This is a genomic window from Microbacterium binotii, assembly GCF_021398715.1.
GTDB classification, from domain to species: Bacteria; Actinomycetota; Actinomycetes; order Actinomycetales; family Microbacteriaceae; genus Microbacterium; species Microbacterium binotii_A.
The window spans coordinates 1,814,332-1,840,615 of record NZ_CP090347.1 but is presented as its reverse complement, the minus strand read 5'-3'; the positions used below and the strand labels follow the sequence as shown (position 1 = coordinate 1,840,615).

General features: G+C 69.0%; 28 protein-coding genes and 1 other RNA gene. 20 read left to right on the top strand and 9 right to left on the bottom strand.

Going from position 1 to position 26,284, the window contains the following annotated elements; genetic code table 11:
- Positions 1 to 37 precede the first annotated feature (37 nt).
- The 5 genes from LXM64_RS09245 to LXM64_RS09225 all read left to right on the top strand — a co-directional run bounded on the left by LXM64_RS09245 (position 38) and on the right by LXM64_RS09225 (position 2,870).
- The gene (locus tag LXM64_RS09245) at positions 38 to 331 is read left to right on the top strand and encodes a WXG100 family type VII secretion target (protein ID WP_234072971.1); all 294 of its coding nucleotides are present in this window, start codon (positions 38 to 40) and stop codon (positions 329 to 331) included.
- Complete coding sequence (locus tag LXM64_RS09240) at positions 331 to 990, top strand: hypothetical protein (RefSeq protein ID WP_234072970.1); 660 nt, start codon at positions 331 to 333, stop codon at positions 988 to 990. The genes LXM64_RS09245 and LXM64_RS09240 overlap by 1 nt, the downstream gene beginning before the upstream one ends.
- A 41-nt stretch (positions 991 to 1,031) precedes the next feature.
- The gene (locus LXM64_RS09235) at positions 1,032 to 1,343 is read left to right on the top strand and encodes a hypothetical protein (RefSeq protein WP_234072969.1); all 312 of its coding nucleotides are present in this window, start codon (positions 1,032 to 1,034) and stop codon (positions 1,341 to 1,343) included.
- 28 nt (positions 1,344 to 1,371) lie between these two features.
- A complete protein-coding gene (locus LXM64_RS09230) occupies positions 1,372 to 2,142 on the top strand; it encodes a hypothetical protein (RefSeq protein WP_234072968.1) in 771 nt (256 codons plus the stop codon).
- Between the two features lie 95 nt (positions 2,143 to 2,237).
- Complete coding sequence (locus LXM64_RS09225; RefSeq protein ID WP_234072967.1) at positions 2,238 to 2,870, top strand: hypothetical protein; 633 nt, start codon at positions 2,238 to 2,240, stop codon at positions 2,868 to 2,870.
- A gap of 70 nt (positions 2,871 to 2,940) precedes the next feature.
- On the opposite strand, the gene LXM64_RS09220 is transcribed toward LXM64_RS09225, so the two are convergent.
- The 5 genes from LXM64_RS09220 to LXM64_RS09200 form a co-directional block, all read right to left on the bottom strand.
- Complete coding sequence (locus tag LXM64_RS09220) at positions 2,941 to 3,720, bottom strand: hypothetical protein (protein ID WP_234072966.1); 780 nt, start codon at positions 3,718 to 3,720, stop codon at positions 2,941 to 2,943.
- The gene (locus LXM64_RS09215) at positions 3,714 to 4,202 is read right to left on the bottom strand and encodes a hypothetical protein (RefSeq protein WP_234072965.1); all 489 of its coding nucleotides are present in this window, start codon (positions 4,200 to 4,202) and stop codon (positions 3,714 to 3,716) included. The genes LXM64_RS09220 and LXM64_RS09215 overlap by 7 nt, the downstream gene beginning before the upstream one ends.
- 269 nt (positions 4,203 to 4,471) lie before the next feature.
- Positions 4,472 to 5,290: an ABC transporter permease gene (locus tag LXM64_RS09210; protein ID WP_234072964.1), complete on the bottom strand. Its 819-nt coding sequence runs from the start codon at positions 5,288 to 5,290 to the stop codon at positions 4,472 to 4,474.
- A 28-nt stretch (positions 5,291 to 5,318) separates the two neighbouring features.
- Entirely contained in the window at positions 5,319 to 6,323 is a 1,005-nt protein-coding gene (locus LXM64_RS09205; protein ID WP_137416875.1) for an aliphatic sulfonate ABC transporter substrate-binding protein, read from the bottom strand.
- 47 nt (positions 6,324 to 6,370) lie between these two features.
- Positions 6,371 to 7,177, bottom strand: coding sequence for an ABC transporter ATP-binding protein (locus LXM64_RS09200; RefSeq protein ID WP_234072963.1), 807 nt, complete (start codon positions 7,175 to 7,177; stop codon positions 6,371 to 6,373).
- Between the two features lie 142 nt (positions 7,178 to 7,319).
- On the opposite strand from LXM64_RS09200, the gene LXM64_RS09195 reads away from it, so the two are divergent.
- The 3 genes from LXM64_RS09195 to rnpB all read left to right on the top strand — a co-directional run bounded on the left by LXM64_RS09195 (position 7,320) and on the right by rnpB (position 10,098).
- Complete coding sequence (locus LXM64_RS09195) at positions 7,320 to 8,051, top strand: zinc ribbon domain-containing protein (RefSeq protein ID WP_234072962.1); 732 nt, start codon at positions 7,320 to 7,322, stop codon at positions 8,049 to 8,051.
- 19 nt (positions 8,052 to 8,070) lie between these two features.
- On the top strand, positions 8,071 to 9,723 hold the full coding sequence (locus tag LXM64_RS09190; protein WP_234072961.1) for a bifunctional 3'-5' exonuclease/DNA polymerase: 1,653 nt from the start codon (positions 8,071 to 8,073) through the stop codon (positions 9,721 to 9,723).
- Between the two features lie 14 nt (positions 9,724 to 9,737).
- Positions 9,738 to 10,098, top strand: an RNA gene (gene rnpB / locus LXM64_RS09185) — RNase P RNA component class A.
- A 17-nt stretch (positions 10,099 to 10,115) separates the two neighbouring features.
- Here the strand turns inward: rnpB and LXM64_RS09180 are convergent.
- On the bottom strand, positions 10,116 to 10,403 hold the full coding sequence (locus LXM64_RS09180; protein ID WP_234072960.1) for a DUF6966 domain-containing protein: 288 nt from the start codon (positions 10,401 to 10,403) through the stop codon (positions 10,116 to 10,118).
- An 80-nt stretch (positions 10,404 to 10,483) separates the two neighbouring features.
- Between LXM64_RS09180 and LXM64_RS09175 the strand changes: the two genes are divergently transcribed.
- Positions 10,484 to 11,173: a DJ-1/PfpI family protein gene (locus LXM64_RS09175; RefSeq protein WP_234072959.1), complete on the top strand. Its 690-nt coding sequence runs from the start codon at positions 10,484 to 10,486 to the stop codon at positions 11,171 to 11,173.
- Between the two features lies 1 nt (position 11,174).
- On the opposite strand, the gene ppgK is transcribed toward LXM64_RS09175, so the two are convergent.
- On the bottom strand, positions 11,175 to 11,972 hold the full coding sequence (gene ppgK, locus LXM64_RS09170; RefSeq protein WP_234072958.1) for a polyphosphate--glucose phosphotransferase: 798 nt from the start codon (positions 11,970 to 11,972) through the stop codon (positions 11,175 to 11,177).
- Positions 11,973 to 12,040: 68 nt separating this feature from the next.
- Between ppgK and LXM64_RS09165 the strand changes: the two genes are divergently transcribed.
- The 9 genes from LXM64_RS09165 to LXM64_RS09125 all read left to right on the top strand — a co-directional run bounded on the left by LXM64_RS09165 (position 12,041) and on the right by LXM64_RS09125 (position 22,105).
- Entirely contained in the window at positions 12,041 to 12,226 is a 186-nt protein-coding gene (locus tag LXM64_RS09165) for an SPOR domain-containing protein (RefSeq protein WP_137416882.1), read from the top strand.
- A gap of 61 nt (positions 12,227 to 12,287) precedes the next feature.
- Positions 12,288 to 13,625, top strand: coding sequence for a glutamine synthetase family protein (locus LXM64_RS09160; protein ID WP_137416883.1), 1,338 nt, complete (start codon positions 12,288 to 12,290; stop codon positions 13,623 to 13,625).
- A gap of 7 nt (positions 13,626 to 13,632) precedes the next feature.
- Positions 13,633 to 16,632, top strand: coding sequence for a bifunctional [glutamine synthetase] adenylyltransferase/[glutamine synthetase]-adenylyl-L-tyrosine phosphorylase (locus LXM64_RS09155; RefSeq protein WP_234072957.1), 3,000 nt, complete (start codon positions 13,633 to 13,635; stop codon positions 16,630 to 16,632).
- A gap of 48 nt (positions 16,633 to 16,680) precedes the next feature.
- Positions 16,681 to 17,298 carry a hypothetical protein gene (locus LXM64_RS09150; protein WP_234072956.1) on the top strand — a complete coding sequence of 206 codons (618 nt, stop codon included), beginning with the start codon at positions 16,681 to 16,683 and terminating at the stop codon, positions 17,296 to 17,298.
- Between the two features lie 108 nt (positions 17,299 to 17,406).
- Complete coding sequence (locus LXM64_RS09145) at positions 17,407 to 18,003, top strand: copper resistance CopC family protein (RefSeq protein WP_234072955.1); 597 nt, start codon at positions 17,407 to 17,409, stop codon at positions 18,001 to 18,003.
- A 34-nt stretch (positions 18,004 to 18,037) separates the two neighbouring features.
- Positions 18,038 to 18,580 carry a copper chaperone PCu(A)C gene (locus LXM64_RS09140; protein ID WP_234072954.1) on the top strand — a complete coding sequence of 181 codons (543 nt, stop codon included), beginning with the start codon at positions 18,038 to 18,040 and terminating at the stop codon, positions 18,578 to 18,580.
- Positions 18,580 to 19,806 carry a Dyp-type peroxidase gene (locus LXM64_RS09135; RefSeq protein WP_234072953.1) on the top strand — a complete coding sequence of 409 codons (1,227 nt, stop codon included), beginning with the start codon at positions 18,580 to 18,582 and terminating at the stop codon, positions 19,804 to 19,806. The genes LXM64_RS09140 and LXM64_RS09135 overlap by 1 nt, the downstream gene beginning before the upstream one ends.
- Before the next feature lie 11 nt (positions 19,807 to 19,817).
- The gene (locus LXM64_RS09130) at positions 19,818 to 21,236 is read left to right on the top strand and encodes a PepSY-associated TM helix domain-containing protein (protein ID WP_234072952.1); all 1,419 of its coding nucleotides are present in this window, start codon (positions 19,818 to 19,820) and stop codon (positions 21,234 to 21,236) included.
- Between the two features lie 134 nt (positions 21,237 to 21,370).
- The gene (locus LXM64_RS09125) at positions 21,371 to 22,105 is read left to right on the top strand and encodes a DUF4190 domain-containing protein (protein WP_234072951.1); all 735 of its coding nucleotides are present in this window, start codon (positions 21,371 to 21,373) and stop codon (positions 22,103 to 22,105) included.
- A gap of 71 nt (positions 22,106 to 22,176) precedes the next feature.
- On the opposite strand, the gene glnA is transcribed toward LXM64_RS09125, so the two are convergent.
- The gene (glnA, locus tag LXM64_RS09120; RefSeq protein WP_137416890.1) at positions 22,177 to 23,601 is read right to left on the bottom strand and encodes a type I glutamate--ammonia ligase; all 1,425 of its coding nucleotides are present in this window, start codon (positions 23,599 to 23,601) and stop codon (positions 22,177 to 22,179) included.
- Positions 23,602 to 23,736: 135 nt separating this feature from the next.
- Here glnA and LXM64_RS09115 point away from each other — a divergent pair, with 135 nt between their 5' ends.
- Positions 23,737 to 24,171, top strand: a complete 435-nt coding sequence (locus LXM64_RS09115; protein ID WP_137416891.1) for an RDD family protein — start codon at positions 23,737 to 23,739, stop codon at positions 24,169 to 24,171.
- Positions 24,172 to 24,174: 3 nt separating this feature from the next.
- On the opposite strand, the gene LXM64_RS09110 is transcribed toward LXM64_RS09115, so the two are convergent.
- A complete protein-coding gene (locus tag LXM64_RS09110) occupies positions 24,175 to 24,885 on the bottom strand; it encodes a DUF4191 domain-containing protein (protein WP_234072950.1) in 711 nt (236 codons plus the stop codon).
- A 118-nt stretch (positions 24,886 to 25,003) separates the two neighbouring features.
- Between LXM64_RS09110 and LXM64_RS09105 the strand changes: the two genes are divergently transcribed.
- Complete coding sequence (locus LXM64_RS09105; protein WP_234072949.1) at positions 25,004 to 26,272, top strand: hypothetical protein; 1,269 nt, start codon at positions 25,004 to 25,006, stop codon at positions 26,270 to 26,272.
- Positions 26,273 to 26,284: the final 12 nt, after the last annotated feature.

Below are 26,284 nucleotides of genomic sequence, written 5' to 3'. Positions count from 1 at the left end.
CATGACATCATCGGGCTGAGTGCGAAGGGGGAGCGCCATGACAGGTGAGCTCAGAGTCGGCGGCTCGCGTATCGAGCTGCTCGTTGCGGAGATGGAGCGCGCGCGTGCGGAGATCGCTCGCATCCTTGATGGGTTGAAGGCGGAACTCGACCGTCTCAGCGGCGAGTGGAGCGGAGACGCCCACCAGGCCTACAAGGTCGCCCAGGAGCGCTGGATCGCCAGCATGGCCCAGCTCCATGACGAACTCGAGCGCGTCCGCCGGCGCACCGAGGAGTCGAACGAGGTCTTCAGCGACGCGCAGCGCGCCACACAGCGGCTGTGGAGCCAGTGATGGCGGAGATGGCAGACATCCAGCAGCGACTCAGTGAGATCTACCGCGACGACCCGGACGTGTGGACGCAGACCGACGAGTCCGGATCGATCCGAGTGTCGGTCGATGGCGACGGCAAGGTCGACGCCGTGCGGTTCGCGCAGAACTGGTGGCAGCGCGTGCGGCCCGACGATGCCGGCGCGCTCGTGCTGACGCTCGTTCAGGCGAGCCGTGCGGCACGGGGCGAGACCGCCACCGAGCTCGGTGCCGATGATGCGGTGTGGCAGCGCGCGAGCGACGCGACGCCGAGCTTCGCACCGCTCCAGCAGCCCTCGAGCGACCGCGATGAGCTGATGGGCCGACTCGAGACGCTGCTGACGGCGTTCGCGCAACTCGATACCTATCGGCAGTCGGTGATGGAGGCGGCGCGCGAGACGGTACAGCTCCGCAGTCCGTCGGGCGAGGTGACGCTGGAAGTCGTGGGCAGCGGAGTCCGGCGTCTCACCATCGATGCGCGGAACGCGCAGTTCACGCCCGAGGCGCAACTCGAACGGGAGATCGTGGATCTGTTCGCTCGGGCTCGTGAGCAGCTAGGCGAGCGGCAACAGGACGCGCTCGACGACCTTCCCGAGCTGAGCGCTGTGGTGAGAGAGGTCCACGCGGCCGAAGGACGCGCGTGAGCGCGCGTGCTCACTGAAGCTCTCGATACAGAGGAGGAACAATGAGTCATCAGGACTACGAGGCCGCGCTCGACGACCTCAAGCAGGATGCCACCGCGTGGAGCACGCTGTCCGGGACGTTCGCAGAGGTGCGCACGATCGCGGACGCCTGCGAACTCGGACGCTATGAGATGGACGGATTCGGACACATGTCCGGCGCCGAGTCCAACTACAACACCGCGCAACAGACGATCTACACCCTCATCGACAGCGCCGTCGCCGAGTTGCAGAGCGTCTCCGACAAGCTGCTCGAGACCAAGCGGAACTACGAGGCCGCCGACGGCTACTCGCAGTGGCTACTCGATCAGGGCTGAGTCTGAGTACGGGGAACGAGGAGACACCGTGACAACCGTCATTCCTAGCGATCAGGGCACCTTCGACTCGTTGGTCAAGGGTGTCACCGACGGCATCGATGACATGCGCGACAGCCTCAACGAGTGCGTCGAGACCTTCAACCGCAAGAAGGACGACATCTCGTTGTGGGAGAAGTTCATGGAGTGGTTCATGGACCGGATGGGGGAGGTACGCGACAAGCTGCAGATCGCCGTCGAGAAGTTCGGCGAGTTCTTGGCGACCATCGCCGACTACCTCAGCCCGGGCAACCCGTTCGCGATGTACGCGAAGCAGGACAAGTGGATCGTCGTCAAGCAGAAGATCAGTGGTTCTCGCACGACCATCACAGCGGACTATCTCAAAGCAGACACGAGCTGGAAGGGTGACCCCGGTGATGGATACGGCGCGCTCGCGGGCCGTCAGAGCACCGCGATGGAGACCGTCGTCGGCTACGTCGACGGGATGATCGACTTCCTGAGCGACTATGCGCAGAAGATCCTGAACACGTGGATCGACTTCGGAAAACGCATCGCCACCTACGTGCTCGACCAGATCAACGCGGGTGCCTCCTTCATCACCGCTGACCCGCTGGAGTGGCTGGACGCCGTGCCGAAGATCGTGACGGTATGTACGAATCTCGCGCAGCTCGGCGTGGATGCCGTCGCCTCGTTCGGCACCAACTTCACGGATTCCAAGTCCAAGGCGGATCAGTTGAAGCAGGAGATGGCGAACCTCTACGGCTTCCCCAACGGCAGCTGGCCCGCTGCGACGCTCGGCTGATCGCGATGCGCGCACCGTCGTCACGGCGCCAACGACTGGCGTTGCCCGGCGTACTGCTGGCTGTGGCTCTCGGCGTCTCCGCGTGTGCTCCATCCGTGGCACCGCTCGACGGGCCTCCGGAGTTCGACGCGGACACAGCCGGCCTCCCGGGTCAGGTGGAGACCTTCTTCGGCTATCTCGCCGGTGGGCAGGCGGCCGCGGCCTTGCGAATGACCGATGTCGCGATCGATGAGACCGCTTCGGACGCTCCGTTCATCGGCGACGAGGCCTATGAGTCCCTGACGGATCGGCCGTCGCTCAAGAACGTCGGGGAGCCCAAGGTCTCGGATGACGGCACCCTGGCCGACATCCACGTCACGTACGCCATCGGGGCGGACGAGCGGTCGGAGACCCTCCAGCTCGCGCATGTCGATGAAGAGGGCGACATTCCCGCCCACTGGGTCTTCGTCGTCGACCCGGCGTCGGCCGGCTTCGACGCCGCGGGCGCCGCGGACCTCCCCTCCGGTACTCGCTACAGCGTCAACGGCGTGGATGTCACGTCGGCGTTCGAGAATCTGTCCGGCTCGTCGTCGCGTGTCATGGCGTTCGCGGGAACCTACCCACTGGAGATCTCCGTTCCCGGCGCGACGCCGACGATCGAGACGATCGCCATCGATGTCGACACGCTGTTCGGCACCATGAGCGCCGACGGCGAGTTGTCTGGATTCGCTGCCTCGCTCGGTGGCTGAGGCGCAGCGGGTGCCTCGCTCGTTCGCTGAGCTCATGTGAGCGCACGGATGCGTGCCAACCTGCGGGCGCTCAGCAGCCGGGACCGCGCGGATTCTGCGCGCAGGTCTGGTCGACGAGGGCCGTGCGAGCTTCGAGGACCCGCAGCGCCTGCGGCGCCGCATCCGCGACCACGGTGCCGTTGACCGCTCGCGTCGTGACTCCGAAATCGACGACGGCTGCGTAGGCGACGCTCACAGTGACGGTGTAGTCGCCGGGCGAGACGAAGGTATGGCTCGTGGGGGTCGGCGTGAACTGCGCTTGTCCGAGTGCGGCCCAGGGCGCGCCGCCCGTCGACGTCGTACTGATCGCGCCGTCGCCATAGTCGAACCGGAACCCGACAGGGGTGAAGCGAACAGTGACCGGGCGTCCGAAGAGCGTGCCCGCGATCGTGTGCTCGGAAGCGCCCGCGATGACGTTGGTGGGAAGCCCCGCCACGCCGAGCCCCGCCGGCTCGGCGGCGAAGGACGGCCTCTGCGGAGTGAACGCCGCGAGATCGGCCACCGTGACAGCGGGAATCTCCTCCGTCGCCTCGTCCTGCGGAATCTGTTCGTAGAGAAGATCCATTCCGAACGGATTCTTCGGCTCCGCGGGCGCCGTCGCACCGCCTCCGGGCCCGCTCGTCGGGATCCACTCCGACCCGCCGCCGTTCGTTCCCGGCTGCGTCTGCGTGCCCTCCACGATGACGGACGTCCCGTCGGTGCTCGCGCATCCGCCGGTCCAGCCCGCGTCGTAGTCGCAGCCTCCCGAGACCGCCGGTATGAGCGCATGGAGGCCTGTCCAGATCAACAGCGCAGCTGATGTCGTCAGCATCGCCCTGCCATTCCGCTTGGGCGAATCTCTATGACCTTCTGAATGTCGAGGTCTACGTCTACGGCGATTGATTGGATGGGTGGCCGGTCAGGTGAGACGAGCGACTGGCCATCCGAATTGCTGACGCTCACCCTAGATACATCCAGGCACACGGCGATCGTGGCTATTGGCGGGTTCCATCCGACGAGCACTGGGTTGGAGTAGGTGCTATCGCCCATTACGACCGTGCCTTCTGCGTGCATCTCGGTCAGGCTTTCCCTCGCCGATGCATTGAGCTCACCTCCGGTTGCTCCGAACACGGCGGCAAAGGTAGAAGGGTCAGTCGTGTCGACTGCATTGGACGCGTCGATGTAGGCGCGGTACGTCGCCTCGGCGGCGGCGAAGGCCTCGGCCTCGGTGGCGAACCCCGTCGGGGTGGGCGTCGGGTCGGGCGCCGGCGTCGCACAGCCGGACACGCCCAGCGCGACGAACAGGCCGATCATGGCCGCAATCGAGACGTGACACCGGGACATGCCGACACGGTATCGGCGGGCAGGCCACGTCGGCTGGGCTTATCCACAGCCGGCGGGCGGCCACATCCGCTCGTCGCGCGTGCCTCCTGTTTCTCGCCCGTCGGAGATTTGCGCCGATGTCGGAGGATTCGGGTGGAAACCTCCGACGCGACGCCGAATCTCCGATCTGCGCGCGCCGGATGCGTGCGGGCACGCGACCGGTAGGCGTCCCGGCGGAGCCTGGAGCGGTGGAGGAGAGGTCAGCCCCAGCGGCGCACGGCCCAGCGCTGCAGGACCGCGAGCAGGGAGTCGGTGAGCTTCCCGATGACCGCGAGCAGGATGATGGCGAGCACGATCTGATCGACGCGCCCGTTGTTCTGGCCGCGCAGGAGCAGGAACCCGAGGCCCATCGATGCGCCGAGAAGCTCGGCTGCCACGAGGAAGAGCCACGCCTGCACGAGCGCCAGACGCAGCCCGGAGAAGAGCGCAGGAAGAACCGCGGGCAGCTGCACCGTGAAGAACAGGCGCAGGCCGGTGTAGCCGAACGAGCGGCCCATCTCGACCAGCTGCGCGTCGACGTGACGCAGCGCGAGCGAGACCGTCGTGAACACGGGGAAGAACGCGCCGATCGCGATCAGGATGATCTTCGACTGCTCGCCGACCTGAAACCACACGATCAGCAGCGGCACCCACGCGAGACTGGGCACAGCACGGATGACGCCGAGCGTGGGGGAGAGCAGTGCATCCCAGAACCGCGACAGCCCGATGAGACCACCGAGCGAGATGCCGAGCAGCGCGCCGACGGTGAACCCGATGACGACCCGCTGCAGCGAGATGGCGGTGAACTGCCACAGCTCACCGCGCTGGGCGAGGTCGACACCGGCGGTGACGACGGCCTCCGGGCCCGGGAACTTGTAGGCCGGGACGATGGGCGCCTCGGGGTTCGTCAGCAGGAACCACAGCGCGACCAGCGCGACCGGCACCACCCAGCCCAGAAGGGTGCGTACGCCGCGTCGTGACAGCGGTCCGCGTGCGGATGCGGTCTGCGCCGTGCGGGGGGCGGTGCCGGTCGTGCTCATCGTCGTGTGGTCCTCTCGGCGGCGGGTGTCAGCCCTTGGCCTTCTCGGCGAACTCCGGCGCGAACAAGCTGTCGAGCGCCTTGTCGACCTTGTCCTGCGAGGTCACATCGCCCAGCGAGACCTGGATCGCGCCGATCGGGGCGAGCACGGTCGCCAGCGCGGATCCGGGCACAGGATCGACATCGAGGCCCTCACGTTCGTCGATGACCTTCTGAGCGACGGCCAGATCGATCGAGGCGGCGTCGGCGAGGATCTGCGCGGTCTTGTCGGGGTTCTCCAGCGCCCAGGCGCGCGCACGCTCATACGCGTCCACGACCACCTGCACGACCTCGGGGTGATCCTTGATGATCGATTCGGTGGCGTTGAGCACGCTGTACGAGTTGAAGTCGAGGTTGCGGTAGAGCAGCTTCGCCCCGCTGGCCTCCGCCGATGCCATGATCGGGTCGAGGCCCGCCCACGCCTGCACGGAACCGCCCTGGAGCGCCGCCCAGCCGTCGGCGTGGATGAGGTTCTGCACGGTGACGTCGTTGATCGACAGGCCCTCCGCCTCCAGCGCCTGCACGAGGAAGAAGTACGGGTCGGTGCCGAGCGCGGCTGCGACCGAGGTGCCCTTCAGGTCGGCGACGGAGGTGATGTCGGAGTCCGCGGGCACGACGAGCGCGGACCACTCGGGCTGCGCGACGACATCCACGATCTGCTGCGGAACGCCGTTGGCGCGGGCGAGGAGCGCGGCGGAGCCGGCCGTGGACCCGAAATCGATGGCGCCGGCGCGCAGCGCCTCGTTGGCCTTCGACGAACCCAGCGACTGCACCCACTCGACGTCGTACCCGTCGGCTTCGAGCCAGCCCTGGTCCTTGATGATGAGGCTGAGCGGGTTGTAGGTGGCCCAGTCGAGCTTGATGGTGACGTCGGATGCGGCGGCTCCGCTGCCTGCGGGAGCGGGAGCATCCTCCCCGGCGACACAGCCCGAGAGGGCGACGGCGGCGACGGCGAAGCCGGCGAAGGCACCGAGGAGACGGCGAGAGCGGGACATGGCGAGCCTTTCGATTGCTGTGGAAAGGGAGGGGGCGGGACGGGAGGTCAGTGCGCGTGGCGGTCGATGCCGAGCGCGCCGAGCAGGTCGGCGCGGAGCTCAGCGAGCTCGGCTGAGCCGCGGTCGCGCGGCCGGGTGCCGGGGACCGTCATCAGGCGCTGGACGCGGGCGCCCGCCGACCCTGATTCGACTCCGAGAACGATGACGCGGTCGGCGACCTGCAGGGCCTCGTCGACGTCGTGCGTGACCAGAAGCGTGGTCGTGGGCGCCTCATCCAGGATCGAGAGCAGGAGATCCTGCATCTTGAGTCGTGTGAGTGCGTCGAGGGCGCCGAACGGCTCGTCGAGCAGGAGCACGCCGGGGCGCCGGGCGAGCGCGCGAGCGAGCGAGGTGCGCTGCGCCATTCCACCCGAGATCTCGCGAGGGCGATGGTGGGCGAAGGCGGTGAGTCCGATGAGCTCCAGCAGCGATGCGATCCGCTGCGAGCGCTCGTCGCGCGAGAGGCCCGCGGGAAGTCCGAGGGCGATGTTCTCCGACACGGACCGCCAGGGCAGCAGTCGCGGTTCCTGGAAGCCGATGGCGACGCGGGCATCGTGTGCGGCGACGGGCTCGCCGTCGATCGACACCGATCCCTCGCTGGCACGGTCGAGGCCGCCGGCGATGCGCAACAGCGTCGACTTGCCCGAGCCGGAGGCTCCCAGGATCGCCACGAGCTCGCCCGGCTCTACCGTCAGATTGATCCCGTCGAGCACGACGTGCGTGCCGAAGGTGCGCCCCAGGCCGTTGAATTGCACAAGGGATGCAGGCGCTCCCGCATCCGGATGGACGTGGTCCGTGGCGACGGCGGTGCTCATGGCGGGCTCCTCAGGGCGGACGGGGGTCGAGTCCCGAAACTAACGAGCCTCGTCGGTTCGAGCACACCGGCCGACACGGGAGGTAACAAGCCGTCACCGCACCGCCGCCGCGGCGCCCTGTGCGCTGGCGTAGGTTGGAGGGGTGAACGCCGCCCACGCTGACCAGTTGCGCCTGTTGGACCTCGCCGACATCGACGCCCGCCGCGCGCAGGCCGATCACGCCCGGCGCAATCCTCCTCAGGCCGCACGCATCGGCGAACTCGTGAAGGCCAAGCAGCAGCTCGCGCAGGAGCTCGCCGCGCGCCAGAACGTCGTCGACGATGTCGCGGTGGAGCTGCGACGTGTGGAAGGCGACGTGGCGCTGGTCGTCGCGCGTCGTCAGCGTGATGAGGAACTGCTGCAGAAGACCGCGAGCGCGAAGGATGCGGTCGGCCTCGAGCGGGAGCTGGCGTCGCTGACTCGTCGACAGGACGAGCTCGAAGAGACGCAGCTGGAGCTCATGGAGCGGCTGGAAGCCGCGGAAGCCGCCGTCGCCGAGCAGCAGCAGCTCGTGAGCGCGAACCACGACGAGGGTTCGCGCCTCTCGGCGGAGGCGAAGGAGACCGTGGAGGCCGCGTCGGCTCTCGAACAGCAGCTGGGCCGTGACCGCGCAGCTGTCGCAGGGGCCGTTCCCGAGCAGCTCCTCGCGCTGTACGAGAAGCTGGCGACCCGCTCGGCGGGGGCGGCACTGTTCCAGGCACGCACCTGCGGCGGTTGCCACATGATGCTCTCCGGCACCGACTTGGCGGCTTTGCGGCAGCTGGCCGACGACGTCGTGGCGACGTGCCCGGAGTGCGGCTGCATCCTCGTGCGCACCGCCGAGTCGGGGTTGTGATCCGCCGCGGTCGGATGAGATGACCGGCCGCCGGGGCACGCCGTCGTCGTCCTGGCGGATCGTCGCGGCCGACGGCGTCCGTGATGTCTCCGGCGACGCGCCGACGCCCACCCGCTGGGTGTGGGCCGACACCTCCGCGAGCTACCCGGTGATCCTCCAGGCGGGGGATCGCGTGGCGCGCGCGTGGGATGTGCGGCTGGCCCGCCGCATCCTGCGCCACAGCCCGCTGAGCCCCGTGAGCGTGCCGTGGAGCGCGAGTGACCGGTGGGATCTCGCCCCGACCGCGAACGACGGCGGGGAGACGCTGTTCGCGTTCGACCAGGTGCCCGCCTTCGATCTCGATGAGGTCGAGGCCGAGTGGCGCGCCCAGCAGGGCGTCATCGCCGCATCCCATGATCCGGGGCGATTGACGCTGCTCATCACGGCGGAGTCCGCGGGCGCGCTGATCGCCGCCGAGATGCACGCCGCGGGCTTGCCCTGGCATCGCGCGACGCACGAGCGGATCCTGGTCGACACGCTCGGCCGTCGCCCTGTGGGCGGCGGAGCGCCCGACCGCATGCGTGACGTGGGCGAGCGGGTGCGCGCGGCGCTCGGCGACGCCTCGTTGTCGCTGGACTCCCCGCCGCGAGTGCTCCGCGCGCTGCATCGGGCCGGGCTGACGGTGGGCTCGACGAGCAAGTGGGAGCTCGCCCGCATCGAGCATCCGGTGGTCGAGCCCCTTCTGGAGTACAAGAGGCTCGCGCGGCTGTACACGGCGAACGGCTGGGCGTGGCTCGACGAGTGGGTGCGCGCTGACCGGTTTCGACCCGTGTACGTGCCGGCGGGCGTCGTGACGGGTCGCTGGGCATCGAGTGGCGGGGGAGCACTGCAGATCCCGAGGCAGCTGCGTCCGGCCGTGCGCCCCGATTCCGGGTGGGTCATCGTGGATGCGGATGTGGCCCAGCTCGAACCGCGTGTGCTCGCTGCGATGTCGCGCGACACGCGAATGGCGGAGGCGGCGCGCGGACGGGACCTCTACGAGGGAATCGTCGCCACCGGCGCGGTCGCGACCCGTGAGGAGGCGAAGTATGCGGTCCTCGGGGCGATGTACGGCGCGACCACCGGCGACAGTGGACGCCTCGTACCGCGTCTGCGGAAGACGTTCCCGAGGGCGATGGCCCTCGTCGACGACGCGGCGGTCGCCGGGGAGGACGGCCGCGGGGTGGCCACCTGGCTCGGACGCGGCACACCCGACGCGGAGGCGCCGTGGCTCGCGCTGCAGGCGCGCGCGAGCGAGGCGGATGCGGAGCCGGGCGTTCGCGAGGGTGCGCTGCGCGCTGCGCGCGAACGTGGCCGCTTCACGAGGAACTTCGTCGTGCAGGGCACCGCGGCGGAGTGGGCGCTGTGCTGGCTCGCCGAGATCCGGCGGCGCCTGGACGCACTGCCGGCGGCATCAGGACCGCCCGCATCCGCATCCGGGCCGGCGTTCGCAGATCGCGCGCATCTGGTGTTCTTCCTCCACGACGAGGTCATGGTGCACGCGCCGGAGGAACTGGCGGACGCGGCCGCGCAGGCGGTGGCCGAGGCCGCCGAAGCGGCAGGGCGCCTGCTGTTCGGCACGTTCCCGATCGACTTCCCGCTCGATGTCGAGGTCATCCGACAGGCGCCGGACGATGCGGCTCAGCCCCGGTAGACTCGACACGCGAATGGGTCGGCTGGACGGTCGCGTCGCGGGAAACCGCGCCGAGGAACGTCCGGGCTCCGTAGGGCAGGGCGGTGGGTAACACCCACCCGGAGCAATCCGCGAGACAGTGCCACAGAGAGCAGACCGCCCGGGTTTCGGCCCGGGTAAGGGTGAAAGGGTGGTGTAAGAGACCACCGGGGTCGTGGTGACACGACCCGCAAGGTAAACCTCGTCCGGAGCAAGGCCAGACAGGGGATGATGACGCGGCTCGCCGAGTCCCCGGGTAGGCCGCTGGAGCGGCACGGCAACGTGTCGCCGAGAGAGATGACCGTCCACGGGGCGAAAGCCCCCGGACAGAACCCGGCGTACAGGCCGGCCCATTCGCCCCGCCCGTCGCAGACCTAGACCGCCTGCGACTGGGCGTAGATCCTCTGGCGGAGTTCGTCGAGCCGTCGGTTCACCGCGGCGACCTGATCGTCCGTGATGGCGTGCCCGTTGGCCGGATGGATGATCAGATCGCTGAAGCTGCCCATCCCGCCGAAGACACCGCGCACATCGCCGGGATCACCGCCCGCGGCGATGCGATCGGCGGCGCGCGCCGCCCACTGCGCCCAGAACGTCTCGCCGACCGAGGCGAGCAGCGTGTTGAGCTCGCGGAGGGACTGCTCCAGCGATGTTGCGGCGTCCACCAGGTGAGTCTTGCATGTCAACGGGCTGATCACACGACGAGGACTCGCGAGGCGACGGGGTTTCGGCCAGCATCGAAGCCATGCCAGACACCGTGCACTTCGTGTCCTTGCTGTTCCCGTCGGTCACACAGCTCGATCTGACCGGACCCGCGGAGGTCTTCTCGCGCCTGCCCGGCGCGGTGAGTCATCTCGCGTGGCATCGGATCGAGCCGGTGGCGACCGACGCGGGGTTCTCCATTCTGCCGACGGTGTCGTTCGCGGACGCACCCCAGGCGGACGTCCTCATGGTTCCGGGCGGGCAGGGCGCCTTCGACCTCTTGGACGACGGCGAGGCCCTCGACTTCGTCCGCGAGCAGGCCCGTCACGCGCGATACGTCACGAGCGTGTGCACGGGCTCCTTCGTCTTGGGTGCGGCAGGGCTGCTGCAGGGCCGACGGGCAACGACGCACTGGGCATCGCACCCGATGCTGGAGGTGCTCGGCGTGATCCCGGAACATGCGCGCGTCGTTCGCGACGGCGACGTCATCACCGGCGGCGGCGTGACCAGCGGGATCGATTTCGCTCTGACGGTCGCCGCGGAGGTCTTCGACGCCGCGACCGCCCAGGCCGTGCAACTGGCGATGGAGTACGACCCGCAACCGCCGTTCGACGCCGGTTCGCCCGACGGGACGGATGCCGATCCCGCTCACGTCGACATGATGACGGCATGGGCGAGAACGACTCGGCTGGAGACCGTCGAGCGCGCCGCTGCCCGGCTTGCCGGAGCGTGAATCACTGACCTGTGACGGTCTCCTCGAGATCCGGCTCGACGCCCAGCGAGAGCGCTGCCGCGCCGATGATCCCCGCATTGTTGCGGTGCACCGCGGGCACGATCGGGGTGCGCAGATCGAGCAGGTGCAGGAACTTGTCCGCGTGCTTCGAGACGCCGCCGCCGACGATGAACAGGTCGGGGCTGAACAGGAACTCGACGTGCGAGTAGTACCACTGCAGGCGTTCGGCCCACGCCTCCCAACTCAGCTCGTCGCGCTCCATCGCGGAGTACGCGGCGTACGCCTCGGCGTCCTTGCCGTGCTTCGCACGCTGCAGGTGGCCGAGCTCGCTGTTGGGGATGAGGACGTTGTTGTAGATGACGGCCGAGCCGATACCCGTGCCGAGCGTTGTGAGGATCGTGAGTCCGTCGACGCCCTTCGCGGCGCCGAAACGCATCTCCGCGACACCGGCCACATCCGCGTCGTTGGCGAAGTGGATGTCGCGGCCGAGACCTTCCTCGAAGAACTCCTCGGCGGGGAAGTCGATCCACTTGTCGGAGACGTTCGCGGCCGACAGCGTCCGACCGTTCTTCACGATCGCCGGAAAGGCGACGCCGAGCGGGTAGTCGGAGTCCGCGACCTCGAGCGTGTCGAGCACGCTGCGCACCGCATCAAGAACGTCCTTCGGCTCTGCGCCCGAAGGTGTGGACACCTTGATCCGGTCGCTGATCAGCTCGCCCTTCTCGAGGTCGACGATTCCACCCTTGATACCGGTTCCGCCGATGTCGATACCCACCGCGCGAGACTTCTGTGCTGCCATGGGTTCAGCCTATCCAGCACACGGGTCGCGATCAGTAGGATCGTCACGAGAGCGATGAGGAGTCAGCCGTGAGCGAAGACAGCGAGAAGTACTGGTACAACCTCACCACCGGCGAGGTGGAGCGAGGTTTCGAGTCCCCGGCGATCGACCGCGCCGGCCCGTTCGACACCGCCGAAGAAGCGGCGAACGCCCCCGAACTGATCAAGCAGCGCTCGGCGCAGTGGGCGGCAGACGACGCCCTCGAGAACGACTGACGCGCCGCTTCGAGCGCACCCCCACCACGTGATCGGGCCCCGCGGGGCCGGGAGGAAAAGCATGGACAAGCAGCGCGATTTCGTACTGCGCACGATCGAAGAGCGCGGCGTCAAGTTCATCCGACTCTGGTTCACCGATGTGATCGGAACGCTGAAGTCGGTGGCGATCGCCCCCGCCGAGGTCGAGGGAGCCTTCACCGAGGGCCTCGGTTTCGATGGTTCCGCGATCGAGGGCCTCACGCGCACCTTCGAGTCCGACCTGCTCGCCCATCCGGATCCCACGACCTTCCAGATCCTGCCGTGGCGCGGTGAGATCGACCCGACCGCGCGCATGTTCTGCGACATCACGACCCCCGACGGCCAGCCCGCGGTCGCCGATCCTCGTCACGTCCTCAAGCGCACGCTCGCGAAGGCCTCGGATGCCGGATTCACGTTCTACACGCATCCCGAGATCGAGTTCTACCTGCTGAAGTCCTCGACCTACGGTCCGGCCGGCCCCGAGCCGGTCGACTCCGCAGGCTACTTCGACAATGTGCCGGGCGGAACGGCCCACGACTTCCGCCGCCGCTCGGTGCGGATGCTGGAGGACCTCGGCATCTCGGTCGAGTTCAGCCACCACGAGGGCGGCCCGGGACAGAACGAGATCGACCTGCGCTACGCCGACGCGCTGGCCACGGCCGACAACATCATGACGTTCCGCACGGTCATCAAGGAGGTGGCGATCGAGCAGGGCGTCTACGCGACGTTCATGCCGAAGCCGCTCAGCGGGCAGCCCGGCAGCGGCATGCACACGCACATGTCGCTCTTCGAGGGGGACCACAACGCCTTCTACGAAGAGGGTGCGCAGTACCAGCTCTCCAAGGTCGGCCGCCAGTTCATCGCCGGCCTGTTGCGTCACGCCAACGAGATCTCGGCGGTGACGAACCAGTTCGTCAACTCGTACAAGCGCCTGTGGGGCGGCGACGAGGCACCCAGCTTCATCAGCTGGGGTCACAACAACCGCTCGGCGCTCGTGCGCGTGCCGCTCTACAAGCCCAACAAGGGCGGGTCTTCGCGAGTGGAGTACCGTGCCCTCGACTCGGCCGCCAACCCCTACCTCGCGTACGCGCTCATGCTGGCCGCGGGTCTCAAGGGCATCGAGGAGGGCTACGAGCTGCCCCCCGAGGCCGAGGACAACGTGTGGTCGCTGACCGATTCCGAGCGCCGCGCGCTCGGATACGCACCGCTTCCGGCGAGCCTCGATCAGGCGCTGCAGTACATGGAGGAGTCGGAGCTCGTCGCCGAGACGCTGGGCGAGACCGTCTTCACCTACGTGCTCGCCAACAAGCGGCGTGAGTGGGCGGGCTACCGTTCGCAGGTGACGCCCTTCGAGCTGCAGAGCAACCTCGAGATGCTCTGAGCCGGCCATGGCCGGCACGGAGCGCTCCTCGAGCCGAACGGACCTCGTCCGGCTCGGACTCGGCGACCTCGAGGCGGCGGAGCAGGCGTTCGACGAGCTCGTCGAGCTGCTGGCGCTCGGTCGCTCCGACGTCATCAGCGATCTCGGGCGGGCCGCCGATCCCGACGGCGCGCTGCGCAGCGCGAGCAGGATCGCACGCCGCAACCCGGATGCGGTGACGGCGACCCTGCGCGATCCGCACGCGCGCCGGGTGTTCTGGCTGCTGCTCGGCGCCTCGGAAGGCTTCGGCGAGTTCTACCTGCGTCACCCCGAAGAACTCGCAGACCTCGCGACGGCGGGGGAGATCCTGCCGCGCGCGGATGAGATGCAGCGAGAGCTGCAGGAGTCCGTCGGGGCGCAGGACGGCTTCGCCGCATCCGGGGACGAGTCCGCCTGGGTCGCACTGCGTGTGCGCTACCGCAGGCTGCTGGCACGCATCGCGGCCTTCGACCTGCGAGCGCCGGACGCGATCGAGGTGCTGCCCGAGGTCGCCGCGGCCCTCGCGGATGCGGCGGGCGCCGCGCTCGAGGCGTCGCTGAGCGTGGCCCGCACCCGCATCTCGCAGGGAAGGCCCGGAGGCCTGTTTCCTCGGGAACAGGTCGCAGCGACGCGGCTCTCGATCATCGGAATGGGCAAGACCGGCGCCCGCGAGCTGAACTACGTGAGCGACGTCGACGTCATCTTCGTCTGCGGTGCCGCAGACGGCGCCGAGGAGGAGTGGGGCGCGAGTCGCCTCATCGACATCGCCACGCGCCTCGCCGTGCAGACGATGCAGGGCATCTCGGGGATCGAGATCGAACCTCCGCTGTGGGAGGTCGACGCCAACCTGCGACCCGAGGGCAAGCAGGGCGCACTCGTACGCACCCTCGAGTCCCACCTCTCCTACTACGACCGCTGGGCGGGCAGCTGGGAGTTCCAGGCGCTCCTGAAGGCGCGGCCGCTCGCCGGCGACCTGGAGCTCGGTCGCGAGTACGTCGCCGCTGTGCAGCCGAAGGTCTGGACGAGCGCCGCCCGCGAGAACTTCGTCGACAGCGTGCAACGCATGCGGGAGCGCGTCACCGACCACATCCCCGCGCAGGAGGTGCCGCTGCAGATCAAGCTCGGCCCCGGCGGCATCCGCGACATCGAATTCACCGTGCAGCTTCTGCAGCTCGTGCACGGGCTCACCGACGACCGCATCCGTCAGCGGGGCACGCTGGACGCGCTGGATGCGCTCGTCGCGGAGGGCTACATCGGGCGCGCCGAGGCCGCGGCCTTCGCCCGCGACTATCGGTTCCTGCGCGTGCTCGAGCACCGACTGCAGCTGCGTGGTCTTCGTCGCACCCACCTCATGCCGGAGAAGGACGACGATCGCCGTGTGCTCGCGCGCGCGAGCGGCGTCGCCGACAGCGCCGCCGGAGTCACGGCAGAGTGGGAGCGGGTCAAACGCGAGGTGCGCGACATCCACGTGCGCCTGTTCTACCGACCGCTCCTCTCCGCCGTCGCAGCCCTCCCGGAGGGCGAGCGCACCTTGTCCGCCGCGCAGGCGCACGACCGTCTGGCGGCCATCGGCTTCCAGGATCCGGCGGGCGCGCTCCGGCACATTGCGGCGCTGACGAGTGGGATCAGCCGCAAGGCCACGATCCAGCGCCACCTCATGCCGATCATGATCCGGTGGTTCGCAGACGGGGTCGACCCGGACTACGGGCTGCTCGCCTTCCGCCGCATCAGCGAGCGGCTGGGGGACACCCCGTGGTTCCTGCGATTGCTGCGCGACTCGTCGGCGGCGGCCGAGAGCCTCACCCGGGTGCTGTCGGGCTCCCGCTACATCGGCGAGCTCATGGAGTGGATCCCCGAAGCGGCGGCCTGGCTCGACGACCCCGAACTCCTGCGTCCGCGCAGCGGCGTCGCCCTGCAGACGGAGGCTCGCGCGATCCAGACGCGGCACGACAGCCTCGACGACGCGATGCCGTTCGTGCGCGCGCTGCGACGACGTGAGCTGCTGCGCACCGCGATGGCCGCTGTCCTCGGCGTGCTCACGATCGAAGAGCTCGCCGATTCGCTCAGCACGATCACCGAGGTCACGATCCAGGCCACCCTGCGGGCCGTGCGTCGTGAGGTGGTGCCGCCCGAAGACGATGCACTCGACTTCTCGGTCATCGCAATGGGACGCTTCGGCGGGCGTGAGCTCGGGTTCGGCTCGGATGCGGACGTGCTGTACGTCTATCGGGCGAACGGCGTCGACCCGGAACGCGCGCATGCACTGTCGTTGAAGCTCGTCCAGGGGCTGCGCACCCATTCCGAAGACCACCGCGTCCCGCTCGACCTCGATGCGGATCTGCGCCCGGAGGGGCGCAACGGTCCACTCGTGCGGTCGCTGGAGTCCTACGCGGAGTACTACGGTCGGTGGTCGCTGTCGTGGGAAGCCCAGGCCCTCCTGCGTGCCCGTGGCGTCGCGGGCAGCGTGAAACTCATCGACGCGTTCACGGCGCTGGCCGACAGCGTTCGCTACCCCGCGCGCGCCGACCCGCAGGGCGTGCGTGAGATCAAACGCATCAAGGCGCGTGTGGAGAGCGAGCGGCTTCCGCAGGGCGTCGATCCGTCACGCCACCTCAAGCTCGGTCCCGGCGGGCTCAGCGACGTGGAGTGGCTCGTGCAGCTGCTGCAGTTGCAGCACGCCCACGCCGTGCCGGCGCTGCGCACGACATCGACCACGGACGCCCTGCGCACCGCCGGGGAGGCGGGGCTGCTTCCGGACAGCGCCGTTCCGCGCCTGCACGAGGCGTGGCGACTCGCCAGTCGTCTGCGCTCGGCCAACACCCTGCTGTCGGCGCAGACGAGCGACGTGCTGCCTGCCGACCGGCGCCGCCTCGACGGCATCGGACGGTTGCTGGAGTATCCGCCGCGTTCGGCCTCGCGGGTCGAAGAGGACTGGATGCGGGCGGCCCGCCTGTCTCGACGCGTGTTCGAGAAGCAGTTCTACGGTTGATGGTCCGCGTGGGACGAGGTCTCTCTCACCGGCTGCAACAATAGGGTCGTGCGCCGTTCCCGTCTGCCCCGCCTCTTGCGCGGGACGACGTCTGCGGCCGTGGCGACCTTCATCGCCCTCCTCTCCCACGTGAGCGCCGGCGGAGCGGTGCCGGGGTGGCTCGGGATCCTGATCCCGTTCGTGCTGTCGCTCGCCGTCTGCACGGTCCTCACGGGGCGTCGCCTCTCGGTGTGGCGCCTGTCGGTCGCCGTCGCGCTCAGCCAGGCTCTTTTTCACACGCTCTTCGTCCTCGGATCCTTCGCAGTGCCCGGGATGGGCCAGGAGCATCACGCGATGCACGGCATGGGCAGCGTTCAGCAGACCTCGAGCGTCGGGATGACCGACGCCCTGCACGGCGATCCGGCGATGTGGCTCGGTCACGCCGCCGCCGCCGTGGTGACGATCCTCGCGCTGCATCGCGGCGAACGATGCGTGCGTGCCCTGATCGAGCTGGCGCGCACCCTGGTCGTGCGCCTCCGCATCCGCCTGGCGCTCGTCGTCGCGGACGTCGACGTCGACGCTCCGCGCTTCCCCTCTGTCGCCTGCGCACGGCAGCGTCCGCCCCGTCAGAGACTCTTCCTCCGAGACATCGCCCGCCGCGGCCCACCTCGACTGCACACCGTCTGATCACGCTGTCGCGACGCGCTTGCGTCGTGTGCTGCGCTTCCGCCTGTCGCCGAGACAGGCGTTCCGTGTGGTGCGGCGCCTGCGCGCGCCGCTGTCGAAAGGTGTCCCATGTCCCTCTCGCGACGTATCGTCGCGGGGGTCGTGGTGGCGTTCGCCGCTGTCTTGGCGGTGGCCGCCCCCGCGTCCGCTCACGATGAACTTCTCTCCTCCACGCCCGAGACCGGGCAACGACTCACCGAGGCTCCGACGCAGGTCACGTTGACCTTCTCCGCCGACGTGCTCGACACCGGTGCGGCGGTGATCGTCGCCGATGCCGGAGGGCACGACTGGGTGGCCACCGAGCCGGTGCTGGACGGCGCGACCGTCACCGTCGAGCTGCAGCCGGACATGCCGGCGGCAGGGTACGAGGTGCGGTGGCGCGTCGTGTCGTCGGACGGGCATCCGATCGCGGGCACCGTCCCGTTCACGATCGGCGATGGGACCCCTCTCGAGCACACGGCGCAGCCGACGGCACCGAGTGCCGACGGCCAGGCAGCGCAGTCAGACGAGCCGACGGCCGATGAGGCCGGTCAGGAGAACGCCGGAGCGCTGCGCATCGCGTTCATCGGCGCCGCCGGCGCCGGCATCGCCGTCGCGCTCTTCGCACTCATCCTCTTCCTCCGCCGCCGCTCCGACGCGCGCGGCACGGACGACGCCGAGCACTGAGCTCGCCCGTCCCGCATTTGAAAGGCACACCCCTGTGAACATTCCCACCACCCGCATCCGCTTCACCGCAGCGCTCGCTCTCACCGCACTCGCCCTCGCGGGCTGCGCCGCCCAGAGCCAGCCGACCTCGAGCTCCGTCACCGCTGCTGAGGCGATCTCCGTCTCCGACGCCTGGGTCAAGTCCGCCGACTCCGGGATGTCGGCCGCGTTCGGCGAGCTGAACAACGGCGGCGACACCGACGTCACGGTGACATCCGCGACGACACCCGCATCGTCTGCGGTCGAACTCCACGAGACCGTCGAGAACGAGTCGGGGCAGATGGTCATGCGTCAGATCGAGGGCGGCTTCGTGATTCCCGCGCACGGCAGTCTCACCCTCGCCCCCGGCGGCAACCACATCATGCTCATGGATCTCACCGCGCCGCTCGTCGCGGGCGACGACGTCACCCTCACCCTCACGTACGCGGACGGCACGAGCTCCCAGATCACCGCTCCGGTCAAGGACTACGCCGGGGCGAACGAGAACTACGAGGGTGGCGACATGGACATGAGCGGCGACAGCGGGATGAGCCACTGATGTCACGGCGCGATCCCGACGACACCACGGTTCGGCATCGCGCCACCCGGCGACAGTTCCTCCTCGGGGGAGCTGTCGCCGGTGTCGGCGCGGCGGCCGCGATCGCGATGGATGCCGCATTCCAGACGGCGCCCCCCGCGGCGTCCGCCGTCCCGCCCCTCAACGGGGACACCACGGTGCCCTTCTACGGCGTGCATCAGGCCGGAATCGATACGGACGCGCAGTCGCACGCGGTCTTCGTGGCCCTGGATCTGAAGCCCGAGGTCGATCGCGACGGCCTGCGGCGGCTCATGCGCACGCTGAGCGACGACGCCGCGCGGATGACGCAGGGCGAGCCGGCCCTCGCCGACTCCGAGCCCGAGCTCGCGCTCGCACCCGCCCGCCTCACCGTGACGTTCGCGTTCGGACCGCGCTTCGTCGCTGTGGCGGGCGGGTCCGCTCCCGCGTGGCTGGCGCCTCTGCCTGCTTTCGGCATCGACCGCCTGCAGCCGGAGTACTGCGACGGGGACCTGCTGATCCAAGTGGCATCGGACGATCCGGTGACACTCGCGCACGCGTCGAGGATGCTGCTGAAGGATGCGCGCAGCTTCGCGACAGTCCGATGGACGCAGAACGGGTTTCGCCGTGCGCACGGCACGGTGAAGCCCGGCACCACGATGCGCAATCTCTTCGGACAGGTCGACGGTACGGCCAATCCCGAACCCGGAACCGCCGACTTCGACGAGCTCGTGTGGCACCAGCGCGGATGGCTCGCCGGCGGCACCGGAGTGGTCGTGCGCCGCATCGCGATGGATCTGGACAAGTGGGACAGGCTGGACCGTCCCGGCCGCGACGAGTCCGTCGGCCGCTACCAGTCGAACGGTGCGCCGCTGACGGGGACGAACGAGCACGACGAGCCGGACTTCGAGGCGAAGACACCCATCGGGTTCCCCGTCATCCCGGAGTTCTCGCACATGCGCCGTGCGCGCAGCGATGACCGCCGGGAGCGCATCTTCCGGCGCGGCTACAACTACGACGACGCTCCCGCGGGCGGCGAGATCTCACGTGCGGGTCTGGTGTTCGTCGCTTTCCAGGCCGATGTGGCGAGTCAGTTCGTGCCGCTGCAGCGGCGCCTCGACGAGCTCGACCTGCTGAACGAGTGGACGACGCCCATCGGCTCTGCGGTGTTCGCGGCACCGCCCGGCTGCGCGCCGGGCGGATTCATCGGCGAGACCCTGCTGTCGTGAGGAGCGAAACGATGACCGACACCCTCGTCTCTCCGCCCCGGGGCCGTCCGCGCCCGCCCCGTCCCCGCGGCGGATGGTTCGGATCGCTGCTTCTGCGGCTCCATTTCTACGCGGGGCTGCTCGTCGGTCCCTTCATCCTCGTCGCGGCGACGAGCGGGGCTCTGTACGCGATCGCCCCCACACTCGATGAGCTCGTGTACGGGCACGAGCTTCATGCGCCGGCGACCGCCACATCGCTGCCGCTCGCGGAGCAGATCACCGCGGCGGAGACGTACGTCGGCGAGGGCGCGGTGCTGACCGCCGTGCGTCCGGCGCCGGAACCGGGTGACACGACGCGGGTCATGTTCGCCGAGGACGACCTCGCGGCCAGTGAATCGCGGGCCGTCTTCGTCGACCCCGGGACGGGGGAGATCCGCGGCGATCTCACGGCGTACGGCACGAGCGGCTCGCTTCCCGTGCGCACGTGGATCTCCAACCTCCACCGCAATCTTCACCTCGGTGAACCCGGACGCCTGTACAGCGAGCTGGCCGCATCCTGGCTGGCGATCATCGTGGTCGCAGGTGGTGCGCTGTGGGTGATGCGCATCCGGAAGGCGCGCGTCAAGCGGGAGCTTGTGATGCCCGCCGTGCGACGCAGCGGGTACCGGCGTCTGTTCAGCTGGCACGCATCCGTGGGTATCTGGGTGCTTCTCGGCGCTCTCATGCTCTCGGCGACGGGCATCACCTGGTCGACCTACGCCGGCGCGAACGTCTCGGCGGCGCGCGCGGCGATCGGGGGAGCGACGCCGGCGCTCCAGACGGATCTCTCCGGTGCCGAGGAGTCCCCGGACGAGCACGCGGCCCATCACGGCGGTGCGGCGCCGATGCCGACGGGGGAGGCGAACCCCGCGACGTTCGACGCGGTCCTCGCGATCGCACGTCGGATCAACGTCGACACGGGCGAGGTGGAGATCAAACCTCCCGCGGCGTCCGGGGGCGCGTGGACGGTCACCGAGATCAAGCGCTCCTTCCCCACGGGGGCGGATGCGGTCGCGATCGACGGTGCGACGATGCAGGTGGTCTCGCGGGTGGACTTCGCCGAGTTCCCGTTGCTGGCCAAACTCGCCCGCTGGGGCATCGACCTGCACATGGGAGTGCTGTTCGGGTGGGTGAACCAGCTCGCGCTGCTGATCATCGCCGTCGGCATCGGGACGCTCGTCGTGCTCGGTTACGCGATGTGGTGGCGACGCAGGCCGACACGTGGGGGGAAGCGGATGGGGTCTGCGCCGGCACGGGGTGCGATGCGCGCGGCGCCCTGGTGGGGTGTGCTCTCCGTCATCGCGGTCGCGGGTCTGATCGGCTGGTGGCTGCCGCTCGTCGGATATCCGCTGATCGCGTTCGTCGTCATCGACGTGCTGCTGGGTCTCCGTACGCGGATGCGTGCGGTCTGAACCCGCCGACTCTCCGGTGATCGCGGCCTCGTTCGCCGCGGTCACCGGAGAGTGCGCGACGGTCATCCCGTGCGGAGCGCAAGGTCCGGCCGCCGTGGCATCCGCATCCGTATGCTGGACGGCAACCGCTGAGCGTGTTCGCGCCGCCCGGCGCGATGCACAGCGACACGACGACGACCGGGGGAACGATGTCCGATCCGCAGCAGCCGTCCGAGCAGCACTCCGCGGCATCCGACGGCTCAATCCACCACGAACCGATGGTCGGCGAACGGCCGCCGGCCTCGCAGCCGGACTGTCCGGCGCCGCCGGCTCCCGGCTCCGGCGGATATCAGGCCGGACAGCCGGCCGCCGGCGTGCCACCCCAGCCCCACGGGGCGCCACCGCAGCAGACGTACCCGGGATACGCGCCGCCTGCACCGGGCTATCCACCCGCACCGGGCTACGGGCCGCCCCCGCAGACACCGGGCTATCCGCCGGTGCAGGGTTATGGTCAGCCACCGATCGGTCATGCGCCTCAGCCCCGCTACCCGGCTCCGCAGCAGGCCGTGCCGGCGGTGGACGGTCCGCCGTCAAACAACCCCGCACTGTGGTCGATGATCCTCGGTGCGATCTCCGCCGCATCCCTGCTCAGCCTGCTGATCCCCTTCCTCGGGTTCTTCATCGTGATCATGACGTTCCCGCTCAGCATCTGTTCCGTGGCGCTCGGCTACGCGGGCCTCTCGAAGGCGAAGCGCGCGGGAGGCGTCGGTCGCACGAATGCGATCATCGGCATGATCCTCGGCCACATCACGCTCCTGCTCGCGATCGCGGTCGGCCTCTTCCTGCTCGTGGCGCTCATCGCGGCTATGAGTAGCGGCTCCTTCGGCTGACCGCTACGACGAAGAACCGCCCCGGCGCATGCCGGGGCGGTTCTTCGTGTGGGAGCGCGAAGCTCTCGGAGTCAGACGCCGAAGTAGAGCTCGTACTCGAAGGGGTGCGGGCGCTGAGCGATCGGCTGGATCTCGTTCTCGATCTTGTACTCGATCCAGGTCTCGATGAGCTCCTCGGTGAAGACGCCGCCCTGCAGCAGGAACTCGTGGTCGGCGCGCAGCGCCTCGAGCGAGTCGAGCAGCGAGTTCGGCACCTGCGGGATGCCCTTGGCCTCCTCGGGGGGAAGCTCGTAGAGGTCCTTGTCGACCGGCTCGTGCGGCTCGATGCGGTTCTTGATGCCGTCGAGGCCGGCCATGAGCTGAGCGGCGAACGCGAGGTACGGGTTGCCCGAGGCGTCGGGCGCGCGGAACTCGATGCGCTTGGCCTTGGGGTTGGTGCCCGTGATCGGGATGCGGATGGCCGCCGAGCGGTTTCCGGCCGAGTAGACCAGGTTGACCGGGGCCTCGAAGCCCTTCACCAGGCGGTGGTAGCTGTTCAGCGTGGGGTTCGTGAAGGCCAGGACGGCGGGCGCGTGCGCCAGGATGCCGCCGATGTACCAGCGGGCGATGTCGGACAGGCCGCCGTAGCCCTTCTCGTCGTAGAACAGCGGCTTCCCGTCGTTCCACAGCGACTGGTGCGTGTGCATGCCGGAGCCGTTGTCGCCGAAGAGCGGCTTGGGCATGAAGGTCGCGACCTTGCCCCACTGCTCGGCGACGTTCTTGACGATGTACTTGAACTTCAGGATGTCGTCGGCCGCGTGCACCATGGTGTCGAAGCGGTAGTTGATCTCCTGCTGGCCGCCGGTGCCCACCTCGTGGTGCGCGCGCTCGAGGATGAGGCCCGCCTCGATGAGGCGCAGGCTGATGTCGTCGCGCAGGTCCGCCGTCTTGTCGACGGGGGAGACGGGGAAGTAGCCGCCCTTGTAGGGGGTCTTGTTGGCCAGGTTGCCGCCCTCTTCGGCGCGGCCCGTGTTCCAGGCGCCCTCTTCGGAGTCGACAGAGTAGAAGCTCGAGTTCTGCTTCACCTCGTAACGGACGTCGTCGAAGATGTAGAACTCGGCCTCGGGGGCGAAGAACGCGGTGTCGGCGATGCCGGTCGAGGCGAGGTACTTCTCGGCCTTCTTGGCGACCTGACGGGGGTCCTTCGAGTAGATCTCGCCGTTACGCGGGTTGTAGATGTCGAAGACCATGACGAGCGTCTTCGCCTCGCGGAACGGGTCGAGGTACGCGGTCGACACGTCCGGGATGAGCTGCATGTCCGATTCGTGGATGTTCGCGAACCCGCGGATCGACGAGCCGTCGAACAGCTGACCGACGGTGAAGAACTCCTCGTCGACGGTGGAGGCGGGGATGTTGAAGTGCTGCTGCACACCAGGGAGATCCGTGAAGCGGATGTCGAGGAACTTGACGTCCTCGTCCTTGATGAACTTCAGCACCTCGGATGAATCACTGAACATGGAGACTCCAGAGGTAGGGCATTTCGGGAAGTTCCGCCCGCCACGGCGGGCTGATCCGACGCTATCGATCGGGCGTTGCTCGCCAGTGTCCCATATGTTTCCGGGATGTTACGGGTGCCCGATTAGGGTTGATGCATGCCCGAGACCCCCGTCGAGTCCAGCTATCCCGGTGAGCGCCTCGGGTTGCCCCGTACCGGATCGACCTCCGTCGCCCGTGTCGGACGGCGCCTTCTCGCCCTGCTGATCGACTGGACGTGCGCCACCATCCTCGCCGTGGCGTTCCTCCGGTACGACCCGTGGGCGCTGCCGGGGGAGGCGGGGTTGTCGACCTTCGCGCCGATGCTGGTGTTCGCGCTCGTGCAGATCCTCTTCATCCCGCTGATCGGGGGAAGTCCCGGCCACCGCATCCTCGGGATGCGGCTGGTTCTCGTCCGCGGCGGATGGATCGGTCTGTGGCGGCCGATCGTCCGGACGGTGCTGCTGCTGCTCGTCATCCCCGCGGTGGTCTGGGATGCCGACCAGCGCGGCCTGCACGATCAGGCTGCGGGCAGCATCCTCATCCGCGCCTGAGGATCAACGGGGGCGCTGAGCCCGCACGCGGTTGGGGTCGACGCCCTTCGGGATCGGCAGCGACGTCAGCGACTGCGACACCGAGTCGATCCGCTTGATGACGGCTGCCATGGTGGTGCGGTCGATCTTCTTCGGCAGGGCCTTGATCGTGCTCGCGAGCTTCGCGATCGGAACCTCGTCGTCGCCGTGACCCACGTAGAAGACGGTCACGGGAACACCGGAGGCCACACGCTGCGCCTTGGAGCGTTCGTCCGCGATGAGCCGCGTCAGGCGACCGCGCGCGCCCTCGCCGACGAGGACGATGCCGCCGCGGCCGACGGCGCGGTAGACGGCCTCCTGCGTGCGGGGGTTGATCCCGACAGGCATCTCGCTGGCCTGCCAGCGGCGACCGAGCGACACGGACATCACGCGTCCTGCCGCTCCCGGCATGCCGTCGATCTGCTTGTACATCGCGGTGGTCGACAGGCGGGTCGTCAGAATGAGCGAGCCGAGGATACCGGCGAACAGGCCCGTGATGCCCCAGAGGATCACGCTCCAGATGGCGAACGGCGGGATGAGGAAGCCGACGCCCGCGCCGAGGGCGATGCCGAGCAGCACGATGCCGATCAGAGCGTACGGCAGCCAGGAGTACGCATCCTTGGTGTAGCGGTAGAGGGTCTTCAACTGCGAGAAGAATCCGGGGCGCTTCTCGGGTGCGGAATCGCGGGCTGCCATACCCTTCAGCCTACCGGTGCCGTCCGATCTCTTCTCCCCATCCGCGAGCAGCGCACCTGGTCTCATCCCGTTCCGCGCTCGGAGCACGGCGCGCCGTTCCGGCAGACACGATCGGAGCATGTCGTCGTCGCTCCTGCCCGCACCGCCCCCGTTGCGTCCGCTCCTGGAGCCCGTGGTCCTGCGTACCGTCGTCGCCGATGCGGCCCCCTTCGGTGGAGACGTCGTCGTCCACGAGGGCGAGCCGGCACTCGCGGTGCCGGTGGCCGCCGTCGAGGGCACTGGAATCTGGGCCGCGTCGGGCGAACACGTCATGGCTCCTCTGGACGTCGTCACGACGACGCGGGGACCACTGGTCCTCCTCCCGGCGGTTCGCTGCACCCTCGAGTCACTGTTACGTCGGCGGGGAACGGTGGAGCCGGGCGAGGCCGTCACCATCGCCGTGAGTCTGCTGCGCGGTGTCGCGGCGGAGACGTCCGCGCATCCACGGGGCACCTGCGTCGGCACCTGGTGGCTGGACAATGCCGGGACACCTCTGTTCGTCCACGCTCACGAGGGCCCCACGGCTGCGGAGGGAGCCGCCCAGCTGATGGCGAAGCTCGATCCCGGTGATCATGAAGCAGCGGCACGCGCGATCAGCGCGGCGGCGGGCGCCGTGACCGACACCGCGCGTATCGTGCGGGGGCTGCCCGCTCTGGAGGACGACCTGTTCGCCGCGGCGCGGCCGCAGGCCGTGCGCATCGACGGGTCTTCCGTCGATGCGTCGATCACCCGCGCTCAGGCGCGCGCGGAGGCGAATCGACCCACCCCGGCGTGGCGTCGTCTGACCGTGGCGATGGACGGGTCGCTCAGCGACCTGGTCGCAGAGCGCGTGGACGCCCTCCGTCAGCGATGGCGTCGTCCCGCCTCGGCGAAGACGCCCCGATCCCGTCTACCCGTGTTCCTCGTCGGGATCGGGGTCGTGGGTCTCGTGCTCGCGGTGGGGCTCCTGTGGCCGGAACCCGATGACAGCGCACCCGTGCCGGTATCGTCCGAGGACTCCCTCGCCGCCGACGACACCGGGGCGACGGTGCTTCCCGCGGAAACTCCTGCCGCAGCGCAGACGTCGGATGACCCCGTTGCTGCCGCACGCGCGCTGCTCGCGGTATGGAACGCGTGCGGCGACGACGCGTGTCGACAGAAGCTGCAGGAGGCGCGGATCGACGCCGACCCGGCGGGCGCGGCCGCGGTCGCCGACGCAACGCTGACGGTCATCGACGATCTCGGGGATCTCACCCTCTTGCGTGCCGACGATCCGAGCGAGCGAGCGGCGTCGCAGATCGTGGCGATCGTGCGCCAGAACGACGAATGGGTGCTGCGCGGCATCCACGATGTCGCGCAGCACCCATAGGTGCGGGAAAGG

What these genes read in the sequence shown, in the direction of transcription:
- LXM64_RS09245 (WP_234072971.1), top strand. Translation starts at nt 38, where the DNA reads ATGACAGGTGAGCTCAGAGTCGGCGGCTCGCGTATCGAGCTGCTCGTT.
- LXM64_RS09240 (WP_234072970.1), top strand. Translation starts at nt 331, where the DNA reads ATGGCGGAGATGGCAGACATCCAGCAGCGACTCAGTGAGATCTACCGC.
- LXM64_RS09235 (WP_234072969.1), top strand. Translation starts at nt 1,032, where the DNA reads ATGAGTCATCAGGACTACGAGGCCGCGCTCGACGACCTCAAGCAGGAT.
- LXM64_RS09220 (WP_234072966.1), bottom strand. Translation starts at nt 3,720, where the DNA reads ATGCTGACGACATCAGCTGCGCTGTTGATCTGGACAGGCCTCCATGCG.
- LXM64_RS09215 (WP_234072965.1), bottom strand. Translation starts at nt 4,202, where the DNA reads ATGATCGGCCTGTTCGTCGCGCTGGGCGTGTCCGGCTGTGCGACGCCG.
- LXM64_RS09210 (WP_234072964.1), bottom strand. Translation starts at nt 5,290, where the DNA reads ATGAGCACGACCGGCACCGCCCCCCGCACGGCGCAGACCGCATCCGCA.
- LXM64_RS09205 (WP_137416875.1), bottom strand. Translation starts at nt 6,323, where the DNA reads ATGTCCCGCTCTCGCCGTCTCCTCGGTGCCTTCGCCGGCTTCGCCGTC.
- LXM64_RS09200 (WP_234072963.1), bottom strand. Translation starts at nt 7,177, where the DNA reads ATGAGCACCGCCGTCGCCACGGACCACGTCCATCCGGATGCGGGAGCG.
- LXM64_RS09190 (WP_234072961.1), top strand. Translation starts at nt 8,071, where the DNA reads ATGACCGGCCGCCGGGGCACGCCGTCGTCGTCCTGGCGGATCGTCGCG.
- LXM64_RS09175 (WP_234072959.1), top strand. Translation starts at nt 10,484, where the DNA reads ATGCCAGACACCGTGCACTTCGTGTCCTTGCTGTTCCCGTCGGTCACA.
- ppgK (WP_234072958.1), bottom strand. Translation starts at nt 11,972, where the DNA reads ATGGCAGCACAGAAGTCTCGCGCGGTGGGTATCGACATCGGCGGAACC.
- LXM64_RS09160 (WP_137416883.1), top strand. Translation starts at nt 12,288, where the DNA reads ATGGACAAGCAGCGCGATTTCGTACTGCGCACGATCGAAGAGCGCGGC.
- LXM64_RS09155 (WP_234072957.1), top strand. Translation starts at nt 13,633, where the DNA reads ATGGCCGGCACGGAGCGCTCCTCGAGCCGAACGGACCTCGTCCGGCTC.
- LXM64_RS09145 (WP_234072955.1), top strand. Translation starts at nt 17,407, where the DNA reads ATGTCCCTCTCGCGACGTATCGTCGCGGGGGTCGTGGTGGCGTTCGCC.
- LXM64_RS09135 (WP_234072953.1), top strand. Translation starts at nt 18,580, where the DNA reads ATGTCACGGCGCGATCCCGACGACACCACGGTTCGGCATCGCGCCACC.
- LXM64_RS09130 (WP_234072952.1), top strand. Translation starts at nt 19,818, where the DNA reads ATGACCGACACCCTCGTCTCTCCGCCCCGGGGCCGTCCGCGCCCGCCC.
- glnA (WP_137416890.1), bottom strand. Translation starts at nt 23,601, where the DNA reads ATGTTCAGTGATTCATCCGAGGTGCTGAAGTTCATCAAGGACGAGGAC.
- LXM64_RS09115 (WP_137416891.1), top strand. Translation starts at nt 23,737, where the DNA reads ATGCCCGAGACCCCCGTCGAGTCCAGCTATCCCGGTGAGCGCCTCGGG.
- LXM64_RS09110 (WP_234072950.1), bottom strand. Translation starts at nt 24,885, where the DNA reads ATGGCAGCCCGCGATTCCGCACCCGAGAAGCGCCCCGGATTCTTCTCG.
- LXM64_RS09105 (WP_234072949.1), top strand. Translation starts at nt 25,004, where the DNA reads ATGTCGTCGTCGCTCCTGCCCGCACCGCCCCCGTTGCGTCCGCTCCTG.